General features: G+C 71.2%; 5 protein-coding genes and 1 pseudogene. 2 read left to right on the forward strand and 4 right to left on the reverse strand.

Annotation, left to right across the window (positions count from 1 at the left end):
* Nucleotides 1-5 precede the first annotated feature (5 nt).
* Together LXT23_RS32855 and LXT23_RS32860 are read right to left on the reverse strand one after the other, a co-directional pair.
* On the reverse strand, nucleotides 6-1457 hold the full coding sequence (locus LXT23_RS32855; RefSeq protein WP_253984321.1) for an ELWxxDGT repeat protein: 1452 nt from the start codon (nucleotides 1455-1457) through the stop codon (nucleotides 6-8).
* Between the two features lie 134 nt (nucleotides 1458-1591).
* Nucleotides 1592-2830: a threonine synthase gene (locus LXT23_RS32860; RefSeq protein ID WP_253984322.1), complete on the reverse strand. Its 1239-nt coding sequence runs from the start codon at nucleotides 2828-2830 to the stop codon at nucleotides 1592-1594.
* A 122-nt stretch (nucleotides 2831-2952) separates the two neighbouring features.
* Between LXT23_RS32860 and sbnA the strand changes: the two genes are divergently transcribed.
* Together sbnA and sbnB are read left to right on the forward strand one after the other, a co-directional pair.
* The gene (sbnA, locus tag LXT23_RS32865; protein WP_253984323.1) at nucleotides 2953-3906 is read left to right on the forward strand and encodes a 2,3-diaminopropionate biosynthesis protein SbnA; all 954 of its coding nucleotides are present in this window, start codon (nucleotides 2953-2955) and stop codon (nucleotides 3904-3906) included.
* 10 nt (nucleotides 3907-3916) lie between these two features.
* Complete coding sequence (gene sbnB, locus LXT23_RS32870) at nucleotides 3917-4930, forward strand: 2,3-diaminopropionate biosynthesis protein SbnB (RefSeq protein WP_253984324.1); 1014 nt, start codon at nucleotides 3917-3919, stop codon at nucleotides 4928-4930.
* An 18-nt stretch (nucleotides 4931-4948) separates the two neighbouring features.
* Here sbnB and LXT23_RS32875 read toward each other — a convergent pair whose 3' ends face one another.
* On the reverse strand, nucleotides 4949-6580 hold the full coding sequence (locus LXT23_RS32875; protein ID WP_253984325.1) for a cyclic peptide export ABC transporter: 1632 nt from the start codon (nucleotides 6578-6580) through the stop codon (nucleotides 4949-4951).
* A pseudogene (locus LXT23_RS32880) lies at nucleotides 6577-23760 on the reverse strand (non-ribosomal peptide synthase/polyketide synthase); the annotation flags it as partial. The gene LXT23_RS32875 and the pseudogene LXT23_RS32880, both read right to left, overlap by 4 nt.
* Nucleotides 23761-23880 lie beyond the last annotated feature (120 nt).

Raw genomic sequence — 23880 nt, forward strand, 5'->3', positions numbered from 1 at the left:
CCGTGCTACCGCGCCTGGGAGCAGTGGTCCTCCGGACGGAAGGGCAAGGCGTAGAGCTCGCGTCCGGTACGCCCGTCATCAGCGGTGAAGAACACGTCCCAGCCGGAGCGGATGAAGTCTCGAGGCGACGACGAGGCCGCGCCCGGAGCCACCTCGTCGAGCGCTCGCGTCCCGGCCGCCGTGCCGTCGCTCACCCAGGGCTCGGACCCGCGTCCCTCGGTCGTCGCGCCGAAGAAGAGCCAGTCCTGGATGGCCGTCATGTCCGACGGCGAGGAGCCTGGGGCTCCCGGCTCCAGGTCCCTGAAGAGCACGGTGCCGCGCGTCGTCCCGTCGCTCACCCACAGCTCGCGTCCGCGCTCGCCGTCATCCGCGGCGAAGAAGATGCGCCCTCCGGCCACCGTCAGGAACGCGGGCTCCGAGCCCGTCGCACCCGCCCGGATGTCCTTCACGCGCCGCGTGCCCGAGCGCGTCCCGTCGCTCACCCACAGCTCCTCGCCCTCCGGAGTGCCCGAGCCGGCGCTGAAGTACAGCTTGCCGTGGAGCGCGACCATGTCGTGGGGGTACTCACCGGGGAAGAACCGGAGGAAGCGCGTGCCCGCGGCCGTTCCATCCGTGACGTAGAGGTCGGCCTCGCCCTCGTCCGGGTCCACCAGGAAGAAGAGCTTCCGGCCCACGGACTTCATGCGGAAGATGACCGTGTCCTCGAAGACCTTGAAGAGGGGAGTGACGCCGGGCCCGCCTTCGCTGCGCACCAGCCAGTTCTCGTCCCCCTGGCTGATGACGAAGTAGAGGGAGCCGTCATGGACGTAGAAGCGGCGCGGGAAGGAGCCGTCCGGGCCCGGGGCGAGGTCCGCGACCATGAAGGTGCCCGCCTCCGTGCCATCGCTCGTCCACAGCTCGTAGCCGTCGGTGCCGTCGGGAAGCACGCTCGAGAAGTAGAGCCGCTCCTTGTAGGCCACCAGCGTCTGCCCGTCCGCCTGGCTGGCGTCGATGGGGAGCACCCGCTTCACCAGGTACGTGCCCGCCTCCGTGCCGTCGCTCGCCCAGAGGGCCCGGCCCCGCACCTCGTCGTCCGCGATGAAGAAGAGCCGGTCTCCCACCATCGTCAGGTCCGTGGGGCCCGAGCTGTCCAGCCCCACGGCGATGTCCTTGACCATGAAGGTGCCGGTGCCGCCCGTGCCGCTGCTCCGCCACAGCTCGGAGCCATGGGTGCCATCGCTCGCGGAGAAGAAGAGGGCGCCGTTGCCGTGGACCTGGCTGTGGATGAAGCCATCCTCCAGCCCCGGGCGGATGTCCCTCAGCAGACGCGGGGTGGAGCCACAGGGCTTCCACTCACGCCCATCCCTCGCGGCCTGCGCGGTGTCCGTCAATGGCGGCGCCGCTTCGTCCTCCATCAGCGGCGCGCAGCCGGCCGCGAGGGCCAGCAGCAGCGGTAGTGGACGCCAGTGCTTCATCATCGGCAGCTCCTTGAAGACGCGGCAGGGCCGCGGTGGAGTGCCAATCTGGGAACGGAGGGAGCCCGCCCCACCTGCGCGACAGTCCGGGGCAGGGCGGGTTGGGCAACAGTCGCCTCCCGCCACGCCCCTGGTGCTCAGCCGCTCCGGGCGAGCAGTGCCTCCAGCGCCTCCAGGCGCGGCGGCACGTCCAGCGGCGGCGGCAGGCCCTGCATCGCCGTGCGGACGTCCTTCAGCCCATGCCCGGTGACGACGATGGTCGCGCTCTCCTTCGGGCCCACGCGGCCCTCACGGACCGCCCGCACCACACCGGCCATGGCGGCGGCGGCGGCAGGCTCGGCGAAGACGCCCGTCTTGCGCGCCATCCGCCCCTGGGCCTCCAGCAGCTCCGCGTCCTCCACCCGCACGATGCACCCGTGAGACTCGCGCACCGCGGCCACCGCCTTGCGCCAGTTGCGTGGCCAGCCCACCGCGATGGAGTCCGCCACCGTCCGCGCTTCCACCGGCTTCAGCGCCCCGGTCTCCAGCGCCGCGGCCACCGGTGAAGCGCCGGCGGCCTGCACGCCCAGCATCCGCGGCAGCCGCTCCACCAGCCCCAGCCGCTTCAGCTCCTTCAGCCCCTTCCACAGTCCCGCCAGCGTGCAGCCATCCCCGACGGACACCGCCACCCAGTCCGTCATCCGCTCGCCCAGCTGCTCGGCCAGCTCCAGCCCCGCCGTCTTCTTCCCCTCCACCAGGTACGGGTTGATGGCGCAGTTGCGGTTGTACCAGCCGTAGCGCTCACAGGCGGACTGGCAGAGCCAGTAGGCGTCGTCGTAGCTGCCCTCCACCCGCAGCACCTGCGCGCCCGTCACCAGCAGCTGCGCCAGCTTCGGCTCCGGCGTCCGCTGGGGCACGAAGATGACGCTCTTCATCCCCAGCACCGCCGCGAAGCCGGCCAGTGATGCCGCCGCGTTGCCCGCGGACGCGCACGCCACCGTGTCGCGCCCCACCTCACGGGCCTTCATCACCGCGAGGGCGCTCGAGCGGTCCTTGAACGAGCCCGTCGGGTTGCGGCCCTCGTCCTTCAGCACCAGCCGCTCCAGGCCGACGTCCCTCGCCAGCGCCGGGGCCTCGTACACGGGCGTCATGCCCACGTGCAGCGCCGGCCGCGCGGCCGCCGCGTCGAAGGGCAGCAGCTCCTCGTAGCGCCACTGGGCCAGCGGCCTTTGCGCCAGGGCCTGCCGCGTCAACGTGCGGGCCACGCGCTCGTAGTCGTACTCCACGTCCAGGATGCCTTCGATGCCGCACTTCGGGCAGGTGTACGCGACGTCTTCCACGCGGTGTGCGTGTCCGCAGTGCACGCAGCGCAGCCCGGTCATGTGCTCCAGCGACATACAGACTCCTGACGGGAGAGGGCCCCTATACAAGCCCGCCCCTCCACGAATACAAACCCTGAGGTCGTTCTATCGGAAGAGCGACAGTCGGCCGGGAAAACGCTGGCCGAGCGAGCAAGGTAATGGCCAACGAGCTGGCGCAGCGGATGGTGACCCTGGGGGCGCTCCTCAGGGAGACGCCCGTGCTTCCTCTTCAGTGCGAGGGCATCCACCTCTACGCGAAGCTGGAGAGCCATAATCCCATCGGTAGCGTCAAGGACCGCCCGGCCTACTGGCTCCTCAAGTCGGCGCTCGAGCGCGGGCAGCTGGATGCCCGCAGCACCATCGTCGAGTCGTCCTCGGGCAACTTCGCCAACGCCCTGGCCGCGTACTGCCGGCTGCTCGGCCTCTCGTTCATCCCCGTCATCGACCCCAACATCGCCCCGGGCTACGAGTCCGTCCTGCGCCGGCTGTGCGAGCGCGTCGTCAAGGTCGAGGAGCGGGACGACACCGGCGGCTTCCTCAAGACGCGCCTGGCGAAGGTGAAGGAGCTGGTGGAGAGCGTGCCCGGCGCCTACTGGACCAACCAGTACGGCAATCCGGATGCAATGCAGGCGCACTACCGGCTCACGGGCGAGGAGATTGCCCGGGCCTTCACCCAGCTCGACTACGTGTTCCTGGGTGTCAGCACCGGCGGCACCCTCTCCGGCGTGTCCCACCGCCTCAAGGAGAAGTTCCCCTCGGTGAGGATCATCGCCGTGGATGCCGAGGGCTCGGTCATCTTCGGTGGCACGCCGCGCAAGCGTCATATCCCCGGCATCGGCGCGAGCATCTGCCCCGACCTGGTGAAGCAGGCCCGCATCGACGACGTGGTGAAGATTCCGGAGAGCGAGACGGCCCAGGCCTGCCAGGAGCTGCTGCGGCGCCACGGCCTCTTCGTGGGGGGCTCGTCCGGCTCCGCCTACGCCGCCATCAAGCGCTACCTGCCCAGGATGCGCTCCCTCACGCCCCCCCACGTCCTCTTCCTCTGCGCGGATGGCGGTGCGGCCTATCTCGAAACCCTCTACAACCCGGCGTGGACCTCCCGCCTCGAGTAAGCACGCACCCATGAGCTTCGACTTCTCCGTCATCACCGGCAAGGTCGCCCACGACATCATCCACAGCGACATCCCCGAGTGCATGCGTCGCGTGGAAGCCGCCTACCTGACGCACCAGGACGGCCGCTCCGTCAACCCGGACAGCTACTTCCTGCGCTTCCCCGAGAAGCCTGACGCTCGCATCATCGCGCTGCCCGCCTACCTGGGCGGAGACGTGGGCGTGTCCGGCATCAAGTGGATTGCGAGCTACCCGTCCAACGTGCAGCGCGGCTTTCCCCGCGCCTCCGCGGTGCTGGTGCTCAACAACTACGAGACGGGCTACCCGTTCGCCTGCCTGGAGTCGTCCATCATCTCCGCGGCGCGCACCGCCGGCTCGGCCGTGCTGGGCGCGCAGTGGATGAACGGCGGCAAGCGCCACGCGCGCTGCCTGGGCATCGTCGGCAACGGCCTCATCGCCCGGTACATCTACCAGTTCCTGCTCCAGGCCGGCTGGGAGGTGGACGAGGTCCTCCTCCACGACAGCACCCCCGGTGAGTCCGAGCGCTTCGCTCGCGAGGTGTGCCTCCCCGAGCGCCACCAGCGCGTGGGCTCGGCTCCGGATTTGAACACCTGCCTGCGGCGCAGTGACGTCATCGTCCTGGCCACCACCGCCGGCACGCCCCACATCACCGACTGGGAGCTGCTGGCGCATAACCCCGTGGTGCTCCACATCTCGCTGCGCGACATCGCGCCCGAGCTGGTGCTGCGCTCGTACAACATCGTCGACGACGTGGAGCACGTGATGAAGGCGAACACGTCGCCGCACCTGGCGGAGAAGCTGTCCGGTGGCCGGGGCTTCGTCACCGGCACCCTGGCGCAGCTCATCCGTGGCGAGTGCAAGGTGGACCGCTCGCGGCCGGCCCTCTTCAGCCCGTTCGGGCTCGGCGTGCTGGACCTGGCCGTGGGCCACTGGGTCTACGAGCGCGCCGTGGCCGAGGGCACGGCGCTGCAGGTGCCCGACTTCTTCTTCGAGCTGAAGCGGTAGGGCCGGACGGCCCCCGCCTCAGGCGGCCTGGCTCTCCGGGGCCAGCAGCTGGCCGGACTCGAGGCGGAGGATGCGGTCGGCCAGGTGGAAGTAGCGGTTGTCGTGGCTGATGACGAGCACGGCGCGGCCCTCGCGCCTGAGCTCGGGGAGGAGCTGCTCGTAGAAGACCTCCTTGAAGGTGGGGTCCTGGTCCGCGGCCCACTCGTCGAAGACGTACACGGGCCGGTCCTCCAGCCAGGCGACGAGCAGCGCCAGCCGCTTGCGCTGGCCCGTGGACAGCTCCACCGTGGAGAGCGTGCCGTCCGGGCGGATGGACACCTTGCGGTCCAGGTGCAGGCGCTTCAGGTACTGCTCGGCCTTCCCGTCGCGCATCGACAGCGGCAGTCCGAGCAGCGCGTCGAAGAGGTGGAAGTCGGCGAAGACGGTGGCGAAGTGCTCGCGGTACAGGCCCTGGGTTTCCGGCCCCACGCGCTTGCCGTCGAGGAGGACCTCGCCGCCCTCCGGGGCGTACAGGCCCGTCACCAGCTTGGCGAGCGTCGTCTTTCCGCTGCCATTGCCGCCCACCAGGAAGACGATTTCGCCCCGCGCGAGCGTCAGGTCGATGGGGCCCAGGGTGAAGCGCCCATCCTCCTGCTCGCGGTGGTAGCTGTGCGTGACACCGCGCAGCTCCAGGCGCTGGAAGGTGGAGCGCGGCGGGGGCTGGCCGGGCGGCAGCGCGCGGCTCTCGTCGCCCCCGTCCAGGGACAGTGACTCCAGCCGGGCCAGGGCGACGTTGCCACGGCCCACCATGGGTACCAGGTTGGTGAGCGACTCGAGCGGCTGTTGCAGGTAGAGCACCACCAGCGTGTAGGCCACCAGCTCGCCAGGTTGCACCGGCAGGAAGCGGGGGACGACGAGCAGCAACAGCCCGATGATCATGAAGAAGGCCAGCATGCCCCAGCTGTTGGTGAGGACGAGCCGCAGGGACACCTGCCACTGGAGCTGCTTGAGCTCGGTGGCGGCGCCCTCCAGGTCCTCGCGCAGGAAGGACTCGCGGCGCTCGCGGTGCAGCTTCAGCTCCTTGAAGCCGACGGTGAGCGCGCGCAGGTGCTTGAAGAGGGTGTCGTTGACGTTGCGCGCCTTCTCGAAGAGCCCGAAGGCCGGCAGGGACGGCAGCCAGTAGCTCACCAGCGCCACCAGCATCAGCCCCAGGAAGACGAAGAAGAGGCGCCAGGAGAGCCAGGCCATGTAGCCGAGGCTGCCGGCGACGAGGGCCATGTTGATGACCAGGGTGGGCATCATCCAGAGGCTGTCGCCCAGGGTCTGCACGTCATTGGTCAGCATGGCGAGCAGCCGGTGGGCGCCGGACTGCTCCAGCTTGCGCAGGGGCGTGGCCAGCATGCGCCGGCTGAAGTTCATGCGCAGCGCGTACACGGCTTCGAGCTGGAGCCGGGTGAGCGCGAGCTGGGAGACGATGCGGGAGAGCAGCGCCACCCCGCAGAAGGCCGCGAAGCGCCAGGCCAGCCGTGAGGTGTCCTGGGTCGCTCCGGTCAGCACCTCGTGAATCATGGACAGCAGGCCGGTGCTGCTCGCGCCCGCCAGCAGGCCACAGCCGATGGACAGGAGCACCAGGAAGCGTGACTGGCCAAGAAGGAAACGGAGGACTCTCAAGCGCTCTCCTGGGAGGACGGCGTGCCGGAGGCGGAGACCGCGTCCAGACACTCGCGAAGCGTGCGGGCCAGTGTCTCCACGTGGGGAGGCCGCAACAGGGTGTAGTGGTTGCCGGGCACCTGATGCAGGCGGAGCCCGCTGGAGGCAAGGGCGGACCAGCCGCGGTCCTGCTGACCCGGGAGTGAATCCGTGGCGCGCAGCAGGACCATGGGCACCGTGAGCGGGGCCGGGACGTAGCTGGCCAGGGCTCGCCGGTGGCTCTCGAAGACGGCCCGGAGCGACTCCAGCCGCTCGCGGGGAACGCCCTGGAGGATGTTGGCCCGGCGGGCCTCGTCCATCAGCAGGTCGATGAGGGCGTCGGGCTCCATGCTCGCGAGCACCTCGTCCGGCTGGGTCAGCTCGCGCCCGGAGATGAGGGCGAGGTCTCTGGCGAAGGCGGCCGTCACCGCGGACGGAGACAGGTCCACCGTCCGCTGCAGGGCCGAGGAGTCGATGAGCGCCAGCAGCGCCACCTGCTCGTCGCGGCGCTGGAGCTGCCGCGCCATCTCCAGGGCCACCGTGCCGCCGAAGGACCAGCCGCCCAGGTGGTACGGGCCGGAGGGCTGGACGGTGCGAATGGCCTCGACGTAGAGGGCCGCCAGCTCCTCTACGGAGGCGAGCGGGGCGCCTCCACCGTCGACGCCGGGGGCCTGGAGCGCGTACAGCGGCTGGTCCGCCCCCAGGCGCTGCGCGAGCTCCGCGTAGCAGAGGACGCTGCCGCCAATGGGGTGCACGAGGAACAGCGGAGGACGCGTCCCCTCCGTGTTGAGCGCCATCAGCGGCGTCCAGGGCCGGGCGGGAGCCTCCTCGTGCAGCATCCGGGCGATGCGCTCCACCGTGGCGCCGCCGAACAGCGACGCCAGCGGAAGGCCCCGGCCGAGCTGCTGCTGCAGCCGCGCCATCAGCCGCACGGCCAGCAGCGAGTGACCGCCGAGCGCGAAGAAGTCGTCGTGGATGCCGATGCGCGAGACGCCGAGGAGCTGGGCGAAGAGGCCCGCGAGCAGCTCCTCGGTGGGGTTGCGCGGAGCGACGAAGTCACGCGCGGCGGCGGTGGATGCGGTGGGAGCGGGCAGGGCCTTGCGGTCCACCTTGCCGTTGGGAGAGAGGGGCAGGGCCTCCAGTGGGACGAAGGCGGAGGGCACCATGTACTCGGGCAGGCGCGCGAGGAGGTGCTGGCGCAGGACGTCGACGGAGAGCGACTGGCCGTGGCGCGGCGTGAGGTAGGCAACGAGGCGCTTGTCGCCGGGCACGTCCTCGCGAGCCAGCAGCACGGCGTCGCGTACGGAGGGGTGCTGGGCGAGGGCGGCTTCGACTTCGCCCAACTCAATGCGGAAGCCGCGCAGCTTCACCTGGAAGTCGGTGCGGCCCAGGTAGTCGATGGAGCCGTCGGGCAGGCGGCGAGCGAGGTCGCCGGTGCGGTACATGCGCGCGCCGGGTGAGGGGGAGAAGGGGTCCGGGAGGAAGCGCTCCGCGGTGAGGGCGGGGCGGGAGAGGTAGCCGCGGCCCACCTGGAGGCCGGAGATGAAGAGCTCGCCGGGGACGCCGACGGGCACGGGGGCCAGGGAGGCGTCGAGCAGGTGGATGCGGGTGTTGGAGACGGGGAGGCCGATGGGGACGGAGGCGCGGAAGGCGCCGGGGCGCACATGCCAGGCGGTGACGTCGACGGCGGCCTCGGTGGGGCCGTAGAGGTTGTGCAGCTCGGCGGCGGGGAGGGTGGTGAGGCAGCGGGAGGCGAGCTCGGCGGGCAGGGCCTCGCCGCTGCAGAGGACGCGGCGCACGCCGTCGCAGCCAGCGGAGGAAGGCTCGTCGAGGAAGGCGGCGAGCATGGAGGGGACGAAGTGCAGCGTGGAGATGCGCTGCTGCTGGATGAGGCGAGCCAGGTAGGCGGGGTCCTGGTGGCCGCCGGGGCGGGCGAGCACGAGGCGCGCGCCGCAGAGCAGGGGCCAGAAGAACTCCCAGACGGAGACGTCGAAGGCGTAGGGCGTCTTCTGGAGGACGGCGTCGGAGGAGGAGAGGCCGTAGTGCTGCTGCATCCACAGCAGGCGGTTGACGACGGCGCCGTGGGCATTCATCGCGCCCTTGGGCGTGCCGGTGGAGCCGGAGGTGTAGATGACGTAGGCGAGGTGGCCGGGAAGGACGCCGGAGTCGGGCGCGTGGGCGGGCAGTGAAGCGACTTCGGGAGGCAGGGCGTCCAGGCAGAGGGTGGTGACGGGGGTTGGGGGCAGACGCTGCTGGAGGGCCCGGGTGGTGAGGAGGACGGCGGGAGCGCAGTCGCCGAGCATGAAGGCCAGGCGCTCCTGGGGGTTGGAGGGCTCGAGGGGGACGTAGGCGCCGCCGGCCTTGAGGGTGGCGAAGAGGGCGACGACGAGGTCGAAGGAGCGCTCGAGGGCGAGTGCGACGCGCACCTCGGGGCCGACGCCGAGAGAGCGCAGGTGCCAGGCGAGGCGGTTGGAGCGCTCGTCGAGCTGGCGGTAGGAGAGGTGCTCCGACTCGAAGGTGAGGGCGGTGGCGTCGGGAGTGAGAGCGGCCTGGGCCTCGAAGAGGTGGTGGAGGCAGGAGGCGGGGAAGGCGGTGTCGGTGGCGTTCCAGGCGTCGAGCTGGTGGCGCTCGCCCTCGGAGAGCAGGGACAGCTGGCGCAGGCGGCGGTCGGGCGCGGAGACGGCGGCCTCCACCAGCGCGTTCAGGTGGCCCACCATGCGCTCCACCGTGGACGCGTCGAAGAGGTCCACCGCGTATTCGAGGGCTCCTTCGTAGCCGCTGGACGTGCGCGACAGGCCGAGCGTGAGCTCGAACTTGGTGCTCTGCGATTGGGCCTCGAAGCCGCTGACGCTCAGGCCGTCGCCGCTGGAGCGCGGGGCCTGGGTGGAGGAGGCCTCGGGGACGTTCTGCAGGGTGAACATCACCTGGAAGAGCGGCGTGCGGCGCAAGTCGCGGGAGGCGTGCAGCTCCTCGACGAGCTTCTCGAAGGGGACGTCCTGGTGGGCGTAGGCGCCCAGCGTCGTCTCACGGACGCGGGCCAGCAGCTGGCGGAACGTCAATTCCCCGTCGAGGCGGGAGCGCAGGACGAGGGTGTTGACGAAGAAGCCGATGAGGCCCTCGGTCTCCGAGCGGTTGCGGCCTGCGATGGGGGAGCCGACGGTGATGTCGTCCTGGCCGGAGTAGCGGGCGAGGAGGAGCTGGAAGGAGGCCAGCAGTGCCATGAAGGGCGTGACGCCTTCATGCCGTGCGAGGGAGTCCAGCGACTCGGCGAGGGGGCGGGGAAGCGAGACGGGCACGGAGGCGCCGCGACGCGAGGGGACGGCGGGGTAGGGCCGGTCGGTGGGCAGCTCCAGGGCGGCGGGGGCGCCGGAGAGCTGCTCACGCCACCAGGCCAGCTGGGTTTCGAGCACGTCGCCTTGCAGCCAGCCGCGCTGCCAGGAAGCGAAGTCCGCGTACTGCACGGGCAGCTCGGGCAGCGGCGAGGGCTGGCCGGAAGCGAAGGCAGCATAGAGCGTGGTCAGCTCACGGATGAGCACGCCCATGGACCAGCCGTCCGAGACGATGTGGTGCATGGTGAGGAGCAGGACGTGCTCGTCTTCGGTGGTGCGCAGCAGCAGCGCGCGCAGCAACGGTCCGTGGGCGAGGTGGAAGGGACGCTGGACCTCCTGCGCAACGAGCTGTCGGGCCTCGGCCTCGCGAGACTCGGGACTCAGCTCCGTCAGGTCGACCGCGGCGATCGGGAAGGCCACGGGCGGGAAGATGACCTGCGAGGGCTCTCCATCCGTGGTGACGAAGGTGGTGCGCAGCGCCTCGTGGCGGCGGACCAGCTCGGTGAAGGCCCGCTCCAGCGCCACGCTGTCCAGGGGCCCTGACAGTCTGAGCGCGGAGGGGATGTTGTAGGCGGGGCTCCCTGGCTCAAGCTGATCGATGAACCACAGGCGCTGCTGGGCGAAGGACAGCGGCAGCGCTCCCGTGCGGGACACGGGCACCAGCGGCGGAGTCTGGAGCCCGTGGCCGGCTTGCACCGCGCTGTCGATGCGGGCGGCGAGCGCGGTGAGGGTGGGGGCCTCGAAGAGATTGCGCAGAGGCAGCTCCACCTGGAAGGTGTCGCGGATGCGCGAGACGACCTGGGTGGCCAGCAGCGAGTGGCCGCCCACCTCGAAGAAGTTGTCCCTCGCGCCCACCCGGTCGACGCGGAGCACGTCGGCCCAGAGCGAGGCCAGCAGCTCCTCGGTGGGCGTGCGCGGGGCGACGAAGTCCTTCTCCGCCACCACGGTCCGCGGCGCGGGCAGGGCCTTGCGGTCGACCTTGCCATTGGAGGACAGGGTGAAGGCCTCCAGCAGGACGACGTTGGAGGGCACCATGTACTCGGGCAGGCGCTCTCGCACGAAGCGGGAGAGGAGCTCGGGCTCCGCGGGGTGGCCGGGCCTGGGGACGGCGTAGGCGACGAGGCGGGTATCACCGAGCACGTCCTCGCGGGCCATGACGACGGCGTCGGCGACGGCCGGGTGCTGGCGGAGGACGGCTTCGATTTCGCCGGTTTCGATGCGGAAGCCACGCACCTTCACCTGGAAGTCGGTGCGGCCGAGGTACTCGACGCGGCCATCCTGGCGGAAGCGGACGCGGTCGCCGGTGCGGTAGAGGCGAGCGCCCGGCTCGGAGGAGAAGACGTCCGGGAGGAACTTCTCCGCGGTGAGCTCGGGGCGGCGCCAGTAGCCGCGGCCGACGCCAGTGCCGCCGATGAAGAGCTCGCCCGGGACGCCGACGGGCACCGGGTGCAGCGAGGCGTCCAGGACGTACAGGCGCACGTTGGAGAGCGGGTGGCCCAGGGTGGGGCGCTCCGGCGCCTCGGAGGCGAGGGCGACGGTGGCGTCGACGGTGCACTCGGTAGGGCCGTAGACGTTGAAGAAGCGGGTGGACGGGTGCGAGGCCAGCACGGCCCACGTCTCCGCGTCGAGGGCTTCACCGCCCACCAGCACACGGCCGGGACCGCCGGACTTCTTCCCGGCCAGCCCCGCGCGCAGCAGCAGCTTGAGCAGGGAGGGGGAGATGTCGAGCACGTCGAGGCGCTCGGCGAGGACGAGCAGGGCCTCGGCGTCGATGCGCACCTCCTCGGGGATGATGACGAGGGCGTGGCCGTCGACGAGCTGGATGAGCTGCTTGACGGAGGCGTCGAAGGACAGCGGCGCATTCATGCTGACGCGCAGCGGGCCGTGGACGTCGGCGTAGACCGTGGAGGCGAGCGCGGCGCGGAGGTTGGCCACCGAGCGGTGGGCAATCATCACGCCCTTGGGCGTGCCGGTGGAGCCGGAGGTGTAGAGGACGTAGGCGAGGTTGCCGAGGCCGACGGGCACGTCGAGGCGCCGCGTGGGCTGGGAGGCGAGGAGCGCGCCGTCGGAGTCGAGGCAGACGAGGGCGGGGGCTTCCAGGCCCAGGGTGTCGCGCAGGCGTGAGGTGGTGACGAGCACCGGCGCACCCACGTCACGCATGAGGAAGTCGAGGCGTGCGCGGGGGTACTTCGGGTCGAGCGGGACGTAGGCGCCGCCAGCCTTGAGGATGGCGAAGACGGCGACGACCTGGCTGACGGAGCGCTCCAGGCACAGGGCGACCGGGACGTCGGGGCCGACGCCGAGCGCGCGCAGGTGGTGAGCCAGCTGGGTGGAGCTGCTGTCCAGCTCGCGGAAGGAGAGCTGCTCGTCGCCGCACTCGACGGCGAGGGCGTCAGGCGTGGAGTCGGCCTGGGCCTCGAAGAGGGTGTGGAGGCAGGCGTCGCGAGTGACGGGCCTGCGGGTGTCGTTCCAGGTCACCAGCAACTGCTGGCGCTCGGAGTCGGAGAGCAGCGGCAGGAGGGCGAGCTGGGCGTCCGGCTGAGCCAGGGCGGCGGTGAGCAGCGTGTGCAGGTGGCCCACCATGCGCTCCACCGTGGACGCGTCGAACAGGTCCACCGCGTAGACGAGACCGCCTTCGTAGCCGTCGGGCGTGCGCGTCAGGCCGAGCGTCAGCTCGAACTTGGTGCTCTGCGACCTGGCTTCGAAGCCGCTGACACTCAGGCCGTCGCCGCTGGAGCGCGGGGCCTGGGTGGAGGCCTCGGGGACGTTCTGCAGGGTGAACATCACCTGGAAGAGCGGCGTGCGGCGCAAGTCACGGGAGGCGTGCAGCTCCTCGACGAGCTTCTCGAAGGGGACGTCCTGGTGGGCGTAGGCGCCCAGCGTCGTCTCGCGCACGCGGGCCAGCAGCTGGCGGAACGTCAGCTCGCCGTCGAGGGGGGAGCGCAGGACGAGGGTGTTGACGAAGAAGCCGATGAGGCCCTCGGTCTCCGAGCGGTTGCGGCCTGCGATGGGGGAGCCGACGGTGATGTCGTCCTGACCGGAGTAGCGGGCGAGCAGGAGCTGGAAGGAGGCCAGCAGGGCCATGAAGGGCGTGACGCCTTCATGCCGTGCGAGGGAGTCCAGCGACTCGGCGAGCGCTGCGGGAAGCGAGACGGGCACGGAGGCGCCGCGACGCGAGGGGACGGCGGGGTAGGGCCGGTCGGTGGGCAGCTCCAGGGCGGCGGGAGCGCCGGAGAGCTGCTCACGCCACCAGGCGAGCTGGGTTTCGAGCACGTCGCCTTGCAGCCAGCCGCGCTGCCAGGAAGCGAAGTCGGCGTACTGCACGGGCAGCTCGGGCAGCGGGATGGGCCGGCCGGAGGAGAAGGCGGCGTAGAGCGTGGTCAGCTCACGGGTGAGCACGCCCATGGACCAGCCGTCCGAGACGATGTGGTGCATCGTCAGCAGCAGGACGTGCTTCTCGGCGTCCAGGCGCAGCAGGGTGGCGCGCAGCAGGGGGCCGCGAGCGAGGTCGAAGGGACGCTGGACCTCCTGGGCCGCGACCTGGTGGGCCTCGTCCTCACGGGATTCGGGGGGCACCGTCGACAGCTCCCGCACCTGCACCTGGAAGGACTCAGGCGGCGAGATGCGCTGGGCGGGCTGGCCGTCCGTGGAGACGAAGGTGGTGCGCAGCGCCTCGTGTCGGAGGACCAGCACCGTGAAGGCTCGCTCCAGGGCCGAGACATCCAGCACGCCGTCCAGGCGCAGGGCCGTGAAGAGGTTGTAGGCCGGGTTGCCCGGCTCGAGCTGGTCGATGAACCACAGGCGCTGCTGCGCGAAGGACAGCGGCAGCGCGCCCTTGCGCGGAGCGGGCACCAGGGCCGGCGCCTGGAGGCCGTGGCCAGCTCTCACGGCGATGTCGACACGCATGGCGAGGGCCGCGAGGACGGGTGCCTCGAACAGCTCGCGCAGGGGCAACTCCACCTGGAAGGCGTCGCGGATGCGCGAGACGACCTGGGTGGCCAGCAGGGAGTGGCCGCCCAGCTCGAAGAAGTTGTCCCGTGCGCCGACCCGGTCGATGCGGAGCACCTCGGCCCAGAGCGACGCCAACAGCTCCTCGGTGGGGTTGCGCGGAGCGACGAAGTCACGCGCGGCGGCGGTGGGTGCGGTGGGAGCGGGCAGGGCCTTGCGGTCCACCTTGCCGTTGGCAGAGAGGGGCAGGGCCTCCAGTGGGACGAAGGCGGAGGGCACCATGTACTCGGGCAGGCGCGCAAGCAGGTGCTGGCGCAGGACGTCGACGGAGAGCGTCTGGCCGTGGCGCGGGGTGAGGTAGGCAACGAGGCGCTTGTCGCCGGGCACGTCCTCGCGGGCCAGCAGCACGGCGTCGCGCACGGTGGGGTGCTGGCAGAGGGCGGCTTCGACTTCGCCCAACTCAATGCGGAAGCCGCGCAGCTTCACCTGGAAGTCGGTGCGGCCCAGGTAGTCGATGGAGCCGTCGGGCAGGCGGCGAGCGAGGTCGCCGGTGCGGTACATGCGCGCGCCGGGTGAGGGGGAGAAGGGGTCCGGGAGGAACTTCTCGGCGGTGAGGGCGGGGCGGGAGAGGTAGCCGCGGCCCACCTGGAGGCCGGAGATGAAGAGCTCGCCGGGGACGCCGACGGGGACGGGGGCCAGGGAGGCGTCGAGCAGGTGGATGCGGGTGTTGGAGACGGGGAGGCCGATGGGGACGGAGGCACGGAAGGAGCCGGGGCGCACGTGCCAGGCGGTGACGTCGACGGCGGCCTCGGTGGGGCCGTAGAGGTTGTGCAGCTCGGCGGCGGGGAGGGTTTCGAGGCAGCGGGAGGCGAGCTCGGCGGGCAGGGCCTCACCGCTGCAGAGGACGCGGCGCACGCCGTCGCAGCCAGCGGAGGAGGGCTCGTCGAGGAAGGCGGCGAGCATGGAGGGGACGAAGTGCAGCGTGGAGATGCGCTGCTGCTGGATGAGGCGAGCGAGGTAGGCGGGGTCCTGGTGGCCGCCGGGGCGAGCCAGCACGAGGCGCGCGCCGGAGAGCAGGGGCCAGAAGAACTCCCAGACGGAGACGTCGAAGGCGTAGGGCGTCTTCTGGAGGACGGCGTCGGAGGAGGTGAGGCCGTAGTGCTGCTGCATCCACAGGAGGCGGTTGACGACGGCGCCGTGGGCATTCATGGCGCCCTTGGGGGTGCCGGTGGAGCCGGAGGTGTAGATGACGTAGGCGAGGTGGCCGGGGAGGACGCCGGAGTCGGGCGCGTGGGCGGGCAGTGAAGCCACTTCGGGCGGCAGGGCGTCCAGGCAGAGCGTGGTGACGCTGCTTTGAGGCAGGCGCTGCTGGAGGGCCCGGGTGGTGAGGAGGACGGCGGGAGCGCAGTCGCCGAGCATGAAGGCCAGGCGCTCCTGGGGGTTGGAGGGCTCGAGGGGGACGTAGGCGCCGCCAGCCTTGAGGGTGGCGAAGAGGGCGACGACGAGGTCGAAGGAGCGCTCGAGGGCGAGGGCGACGCGCACCTCGGGGCCGACGCCGAGCGAGCGCAGGTGCCAGGCGAGGCGGTTGGAGCGCTCGTCGAGCTGGCGGTAGGTGAGGTGCTCCGTCTCGAAGGTGAGAGCGGTGGCGTCGGGAGTGCGGGCGGCCTGGGCCTCGAAGAGGTGGTGGAGGCAGGCGGAGGGGAAGGCGGTGTCGGTGGCGTTCCAGGCGTCGAGCTGGTGGCGCTCGCCCTCGGAGAGCAGGGACAGCTGGCGCAGGCGGCGGTCGGGCGCGGAGACGGCGGCCTCCACCAGCGCGTTCAGGTGGCCCACCATTCGCTCCACCGTGGACGCGTCGAACAGATCGGTGGCGTAGCTGACGAAGCCGGAGAAGCCGTCGTCGGACTGGCTCAGGGTGAGCGACAGGTCGAACTGGGCCGTGGAGCCGGGGATGTCGAGGGGACGCACCTGCAGGTCCGGACCGGAGGGGGCCGGGGCCTCGCCGGAGCTGGGGACGGGCGCGTTCTGCAGGGTGAACATCACCTGGAAGAGCGGCGAGCGTCCGAGGTCGCGAGCGGGCTGGAGCTCCTCGACGAGCTTCTCGAAGGGGACGTCCTGGTGGGCGTAGGCGCCCAGCGTCGTCTCGCGCACGCGGGCCAGCAGCTCGCGGTACGTCTGCGCTCCATCGAGACGGGTGCGCAGGACGAGCGTGTTGACGAAGAAGCCGATGAGGCCCTCCGTCTCGGCGCGGTTGCGGCCGGCGATGGGGGAGCCGACGGTGACGTCATCCTGGCCGGAGTAGCGACCGAGCAGGAGCTGGAAGGCCGACAGCAGTGCCATGAAGGGCGTGACGCCCTCGCGCTGGCAGAGGTCGAGCAGGGACTGGGAGATCGCCCTGGGCAGGTGGACGGGGAGCGTCGCGCCACGGAAGGACTGCACGGACGGGCGAGCACGGTCCGTGGGCAGCTCCAGCGCCGCGGGGGCGCCGGAGAGCTGCTCACGCCACCACCCGAGCTGTGTCTTCAGCGTGTCGCCTTGCAGCCAGCCGCGCTGCCAGGACGCGAAGTCCGCGTACTGCACGGGCAGCTCGGATAGGGCCGGGGGCCGGCCCGAGGTGAAGGCGGCGTAGAAGTCCGTCATCTCCCGGATGAGGACTCCCATGGACCAGCCGTCGGAGACGATGTGGTGCATCGTCAGCAGCAGGACGTGGTGGACCGCATCCAGCCGCAGCACCGTGGCGCGCAGCAGCGGGCCCCGGGCGAGGTCGAAGGGACGCTGTCCCTCCTGCGCGGCGAGACGCCGGGCCTCGGCTTCACGGTGCGCGTCCGGGAGCGCCGACAGGTCGACGACCGGGACGGAGAAGGCGGCAGGCGCGGAGATGACCTGCGTGGGCTGGCCATCGGTGGCGCTGAAGGTGGTGCGCAGCGCCTCGTGGCGCTCGACCAGCGCCTGGAAGCTGCGCTCCAGCGCGGAGGGGTCCAGCGTTCCGTCGAGGCGTAGCGCCGTGAAGATGTTGTAGGCGGGGTTGCCCGGCTCGAGCTGGTCGATGAACCACAGGCGCTGCTGCGCGAAGGACAGGGGCAGGGCGGTGTCACGGGACACGGGCACCAGCGGCGGGGCCTGGAGGCCGTGGCCGACATTCACTGCACTGTCGATGCGGGCGGCGAGCGCGATGAGGGTGGGGGCCTCGAAGAGGTCGCGCAAGGGCAGCTCCACCTGGAAGGTGTCGCGGATGCGCGAGATGACCTGGGTGGCCAGCAGCGAGTGGCCGCCCAGCTCGAAGAAGTCGTCGTGGGCGCTGACCTTTTCGAGGTGGAGCACCTCGGCCCAGAGGGTGGCCAGCAGTTGCTCGGTGGGCGTGCTGGGGGCGACGAAGGTGTCCTCGCGGGAGGCGGAGGACTCCGGGGCGGGGAGGGCCTTGCGGTCGACCTTGCCGTTGGGAGAGAGGGGCAGGGCCTCCATGGCGACGAAGGCGGAGGGCACCATGTACTCGGGCAGCCGCCCGTGCACGAAGTCGCGCAGGGCCTTGGTGTCGAGTGACTGGCCCGCTTCCGGGACGACGTAGGCGACGAGGCGCTTGTCGCCGGGGACGTCCTCACGGGCGATGACGGAGGCTTCGAGCACGAGGGGGTGAGCGAGCAGCGTGGCCTCGATTTCACCCGGCTCGATGCGGAAGCCACGCACCTTCACCTGCGCGTCGGCGCGGCCGAAGAAGTCGAGGCGCCCGTCAGGCAGCCAGCGCGCGAGGTCTCCGGTGCGGTACATGCGCGCGCCGGGGACGAACGGGTTGGGGAGGAAGCGCTCGGCGGTGAGCTCCGGACGGTGCAGGTAGCCCAGCGCGAGGCCTTCGCCGCCGATGTACAGCTCTCCGCGCACGCCCACGGGCACCGGGCGCAGGTGGCTGTCGAGCAGGTAGATGGCGGTGTTGGCGATGGGCCTGCCGATGGAGACGGAGGCGCCCACCTGCTGCGCCGAGTCCATGGGGAAGCAGGCGGCGAAGGTGGTGCTCTCGGTGGGGCCGTAGCCGTTGACGAGCGAATGGCCGCGCTCCAAGCGCTGGCGCACGCGTGCGACGGAGAGCACGTCACCGCCAGCGAGCACCTGGCGCACGCCGTCGAGGGCATCCGGGTGGTGCGCCATCATCTGGTCGAAGAGCGCGGCGGTGAGCCAGAGGGTGGAGATAGCGTGGGAGGAGATGAAGCGCGCCAGCTCCTGGAGGGAAGGCGTCTGGGGCGGGAAGACGACGAGGCGCGAGCCGTGGAGCAGCGCGCCCCAGAGCTCCAGGGTGGAGGCGTCGAAGGAGATGGGCGCGAACTGGAGGAAGGATTCCTCGGGCCCGAAGTGGATGAAGGAAGAGCCACTGACGAGGCGGACGATGCCGCGGTGGGGCACCAGGACGCCCTTGGGCTGGCCGGTGGAGCCCGAGGTGTACATGACGTACGCCGGGGCTTCGCCGCCCACGTCGTAGGCGGGCGAGTGCGAGGGGTATCCGGCGAGGAGCGGCTCCACCTCTTCCAGCGTCAGCAGCAGCTCGCCACGGGAGGGGAGCTGGTCGGCCAGGTGGTCCTGGGTGAGGAGGACGGGCGCGCGGGTGTCGCCGAGCATGAAGGCCAGGCGCTCGGAGGGGTAGGCCGGGTCGAGCGGGACGAAGGCGGCGCCCGTCTTGAGGATGGCGAGCAGGGTGGTGGGCAGGTGCAGGCCGCGCTCGAGGCAGACGGCGACGAAGGAGCCGGGGCGCACGCCCAGCGAGAGCAGGTGCCAGGCGAGCTGGGAGGAGCGTGCGTCGAGCTCGCGGTAGGTGAGGTGCTGGCCCTGGAACTCGACGGCGATGGCGTCGGGAGTGCGGGCGGCCTGGGCGGAGAAGAGGGCGTGGACGGTGGCTTCACGGGGGAAGGCCACGGTGGTGTCGTTGAAGGACACCAGCACCTGGGCACGCTCGGCCTCGGAGCTCAGCGACAGCTCACGCAGGCGCTGCTCCGGGTTCGCGACGAGGTTCTCCAGCAGCGAGCGCAGGTGGCTGAGCACCCGCTCCGCGGTGGAGCGCTCGAAGAGGTCCGTGTCGTATTCGAGCGTGCCGGCGAAGCCTCCCGGCGTCTCGGAGAAGTTCAACGTCATGTCGAACTTCGCGGCGCGGTGGTCCACCTCGACGGGCAGCACGGCCAGGTCCGACCCGGTGGGTGTGACCCGCGGGGCTTCCGCGTTGAGCATGCCCAGCACCACCTGGAACAAGGGCGGCCGGCTCAGGTCGCGCACCGGCTGCAGCTCCTCGACGAGCTTCTCGAAGGGCACGTCCTGGTGGGCGTAGGCGCCGAGCGTCGTCTCACGCACGCGCGCCAGCAGCTCGCGGAAGGTGAGGTCGTCCGACAGCCGCGTGCGCAGCACGAGGTTGTTGACGAAGAAGCCGATGAGGCCTTCCGTCTCGCCGCGGTTGCGACCGGCGATGGTCGAGCCCACGGAGATGTCGTCCTGCCCCGTGTAGCGCGAGAGCAGCACCTGGAAGCAGGCCAGCAGCAGCATGAAGGGCGTGGCGCCCTCGTGACGGCACAGCTCGCGCATCCGCTCCGACAGCTCGGCGGAGAGGTGGATGGGGAGCAGCTCGCCCCGGTGCGCGGGCACCGCGGGACGCGGACGATCCGTGGGGAGATCCAGGTAGGACGGAGCACCGCGGAGCTGCTCGCGCCACCAGCCGAGCTGCGCCTCCATCGCCGCTCCCTGCAGCCAGCCGCGCTGCCAGGAGGCGAAGTCCGCGTACTGCACGGGCAGTGGAGGCAGGACCAGGGACTGGCCCGAGGTGAAGGCGGCGTAGAAGGCCGTCATCTCCCGGATGAGGACGCCCATGGACCAGCCGTCGGAGACGATGTGGTGCATCGTCAGCAGCAGGATGTGGTCGGCCGCATCCAGCCGCAGCAGGGTCGCTCGGAGCAGGGGGCCGCGAGTGAGGTCGAACGGGCGCTGGTATTCCTCGGCCGTGAGACGCCGGGCCTCGGCTTCACGGTGCGCCTCTGGAAGCGCAGACACGTCGAGCACCGGGACAAAGAAGGACCCCGGCGGCGAGATGAGCTGCGCGGGCTGGCCGTTCGTGGCGACGAAGGTGGTGCGCAGCGCCTCGTGGCGCTCGACCAGCGACTGGAAGCTGCGCTCCAGGGCGGAGACGTTCAGCGGGCCCTTCAGCCGCACGGGGGTGAGGATGTTGTAGAGCGCGCTGCCCGGCTCGAGCTGGTCGATGAACCACAGGCGCTGCTGCGCGAAGGAGAGGGGCAGCGCGGTGTCACGGGACACGGGCACCAGCGGCGGGGCCTGGAGGCCGTGGCCGGCGTGCACGGCACTGTCGATGCGGGCGGCGAGCGCGGTGAGGGTGGGGACCTCGAAGAGGTCGCGCAGGGGCAGCTCCACCTGGAAGGTGTCGCGGATGCGCGAGATGACCTGGGTGGCCAGCAGGGAGTGGCCGCCCAGCTCGAAGAAGTTGTCGTGGGCGCCGACCTTTTCGAGGTGGAGCACGTCGGCCCAGAGCGAGGCCAGCAGCTCCTCGGTGGGCGTGCTCGGGGCGACGAAGGTGTCGTCGCGGGAGGCGGAGGACTCCGGGGCGGGGAGGGCCTTGCGGTCGACCTTCCCACTGGGAGAGAGGGGCAGGGCCTCCATGGCGACGAAGGCGGAGGGCACCATGTACTCGGGCAGCCGCCCGTGCAGGAAATCGCGCAGCGTCTTGGTGTCTGGCGCGTTGGCGTGGAGGACGACGTACGCGACGAGGCGCTTGTCGCCGGGCACGTCCTCCCGGACGATGACGGTGGCCTTGAGGACGAGGGGGTGGGCGAGCAGCGTGGCCTCGATTTCACCCGGCTCGATGCGGAAGCCACGCACCTTCACCTGCGCGTCGGCGCGGCCGCAGAACTCGAGGCGTCCGTCGGGCAGCCAGCGTGCCAGGTCTCCGGTGCGGTACATGCGCGCGCCGGGCTCGGTGCTGAAGGGATTGGGGAGGAAGCGCTCGGCGGTGAGCTCCGGGCGGTGCAGGTAGCCCAGCGCGAGGCCTTCGCCGCCGATGTACAGCTCGCCGCGCACGCCCACGGGCACCAGGTGCTGGTGGCTGTCGAGCAGGTAGACGGAGGTGTTGGCGATGGGCGTTCCGATGGAGATGGTGGCGCCCACCTGCTCCAACGAAGACATGGGGAAGCAGGTGGCGAAGGTGGTGCTCTCGGTGGGGCCGTAGGCATTGACGAAGGCCTGGCCGCGCTCCAGGCGCTGGCGCGCGCGAGCCACGGAGAGGACCTCGCCGCCGGTGAGCACCTGGCGCACGCCGTCGAGGACGTCCGCGTGGTGCGCCATCATCTGCTCGAAGAGCGCGGTGGTGAGCCAGAGGGTGGAGATGGCGTGGGAGGAGATGAAGCGGGCCAGCTCCTGGAGGGAAGGCGTCTGGGGCGGGAAGACGACGAGACGCGAGCCGTGGAGCAGCGCGCCCCAGATTTCGAAGGTGGAGGCGTCGAAGGAGATGGGGGCGAGATGGAGGAAGGTCTCGTCCGGGCCGAACGGGGTGAAGGAGGAGCCGAGGAGGAGGCGGACGATGCCTCGGTGGGGCGTCAGCACGCCCTTGGGCTGGCCGGTGGAGCCCGAGGTGTACATGACGTACGCCGGGGCTTCGCCGCCCACGTCGTAGGCGGGCGCGTGCGAGGGGTAGGCCGCGAGGAGCGGCTCCACCTCTTCCAGCGTCAGCAGCAGCTCGCCAAGGGGCGGAAGCAGGTTGGCCAGGCGGTCCTGGGTGAGGAGGACGGGCGCGCGGGTGTCGCCGAGCATGAAGGCCAGGCGCTCGGAGGGGTAGGCCGGGTCGAGCGGGACGAAGGCAGCGCCCGTCTTGAGGATGGCGAGCAGGGCGGTGGGCAGGTGCAGGCCGCGCTCGAGGCAGACGGCGACGAAGGAGCCTGGGCGCACGCCCAGCGAGAGCAGGTGCCAGGCGAGCTGGGAGGAGCGCGCGTCGAGCTCGCGGTAGGTGAGGCGCTGGCCCTGGAACTCGACGGCGATGGCGTCGGGAGTACGGGCGGCCTGGGCGGAGAAGAGGGCGTGGACGGTGGCTTCGCGTGGGAAGGCCACGGTGGTGTCGTTGAAGGACACCAGCACCTGGGCACGCTCGGCCTCGGAGACCCGCGACAGCTCACGCAGGCGCTGCTCCGGGTTCGCGACGATGTTCTCCAACAACGAGCGCAGGTGATTGAGCACCCGCTCCGCGGTGGAGCGCACGAAGAGGTCGGTGTTGAACTCCAAGGTCGTCGCCAGTCCCTGGGGCGTCTCCTGCGCCGTCAGGGTGAGCTCGTGCCGGGCGGAGGTGCTCGCCGTCTCGACGGCGCTCATCTTCAGCCCGGGCACCTCCAGCGCGCTGGCGGGCGCGTTCTGGAGCATGAACATCACCTGGTAGAGCGGCGGGCGCGACATGTCCCGCTCGGGCCGCAGCTCCTCGACGAGCTTCTCGAAGGGGACGTCCTGGTGGGCATACGCGCCGAGCGCCGTCTCACGCACGCGCGCCAGCAGCTCGCGGAAGGTGAGGTCGTCCGACAGCCGTGTCCGGAGGACGAGGGTGTTGACGAAGAAGCCGATCAGCTCCTCCGTCTCCCCGTGGTGGCGGCCCGCGATGGGTGAGCCCACGGAGATGTCGTCCTGCCCCGAGTCGCGCGCGAGCAACGTCTGCCACGCACCCAGCAGGAGCATGAAGAGGGTCACCCCTTCGCGCCGCGCCAGCTCGCGCAGCCCGTCCTGGAGCGCGGGCGGCAGCATCACCGTCAGCTCCGCGCCGTTGTAGGTCCGCACCGGCGGCCGTGCCAGGTCCGTGGGCAGCTCCAGATGCGAAGGCGCTCCACCGAGCTGCTGGCGCCAGTAGGAGAGCTGCTCCTCCAGCGTCTCCCCGCGCAGCCAGCCGCGCTGCCAGGCCGCGTGGTCGGCGTACTGGAAGCGCAGCTCGGGCAGCGGTGAGGTCCGGCCGGCCGAGAAGGCCTCGTAGAGCGCCATCACCTCGCGCACCAGCAGTCCCGTGGACCAGGCGTCCGAGGAGATGTGGTGCACGGTCAGCAGCAGCACGTGGACGTGTGCGTCCAAGCGCAGCAGCATGGCGCGCACCATGGGGCCGTGTATCAGGTCGAACGGCAACTGCATCTCCCGCGCGGCGCGGAGCCGTGCCTCGGCCTCGCGCGCGGCGGCCGACAGCCCGCTCAGGTCCTCGACCTTCAGCACCGAGGACGGCGGCGGCGCGATGACCTGCACCGGTCCCTGCGCATCCTCCGTGAAGGTGGTGCGCAGCACCTCGTGGCGCCGGACAATCTCCGTCAGGCACCGGTCCAGCACCCCGGCGTCCAGCGCACCCTCGATGCGCAGCGCCATGGGGATGTTGTAGTGCGAGCCTCCCGGCCCCATCCGGTCGAGGAACCACAGGCGCTGCTGCGCGAAGGACAGCGGCAGCCGTGCCTCGCGCGAGGCACGCTCCAGCGGCGGCGCCTTGCGCCCCGCGTGCGACGCCATCGCCCCGTCCACCGCCAGCGCGAGCGCGGCCACGGAGGGCGCCTCGAACAGCGCGCGCAGCGGCAGCTCCACGTCGAAGGCCGAGCGGATGCGCGAGATGAGCCGCGTGGCCATCAGCGAGTGCCCGCCCAGCTCGAAGAAGTCGTCCCGGGCGCCGACCTTCTCCACCGCCAGCACCTCGGCGAAGAGCGCGGCCAGCCGGGCCTCGGTCCCCTCGCGCGGCGCCACGTACTCCGTCCCCTGGGCCCGCTGCTGCTCGGGCTCGGGCAGCGCGCCACGGTCCACCTTGCCGTTGGGCGTCAGCGGCAGCGCCTCCAGCAGCATGAAGGCGGAGGGCACCATGTACTCGGGCAGCCGCTCACGCAGCCAGTCCCGCACCGCCCCCACCTCCACGCCGCCAGCCGCGGAAGTCGACGTTGCGCACGAGGAACACGTCGAGCTTCGGGCTGTTGAGCGGGCAGCCCGTGCCCAGGTCCGAAAGGGGCTCGGGGAAGCCGAGCGTCCCGAAGAGCT

The organism is Pyxidicoccus xibeiensis (genome assembly GCF_024198175.1).
GTDB classification, from domain to species: Bacteria; Myxococcota; Myxococcia; order Myxococcales; family Myxococcaceae; genus Myxococcus; species Myxococcus xibeiensis.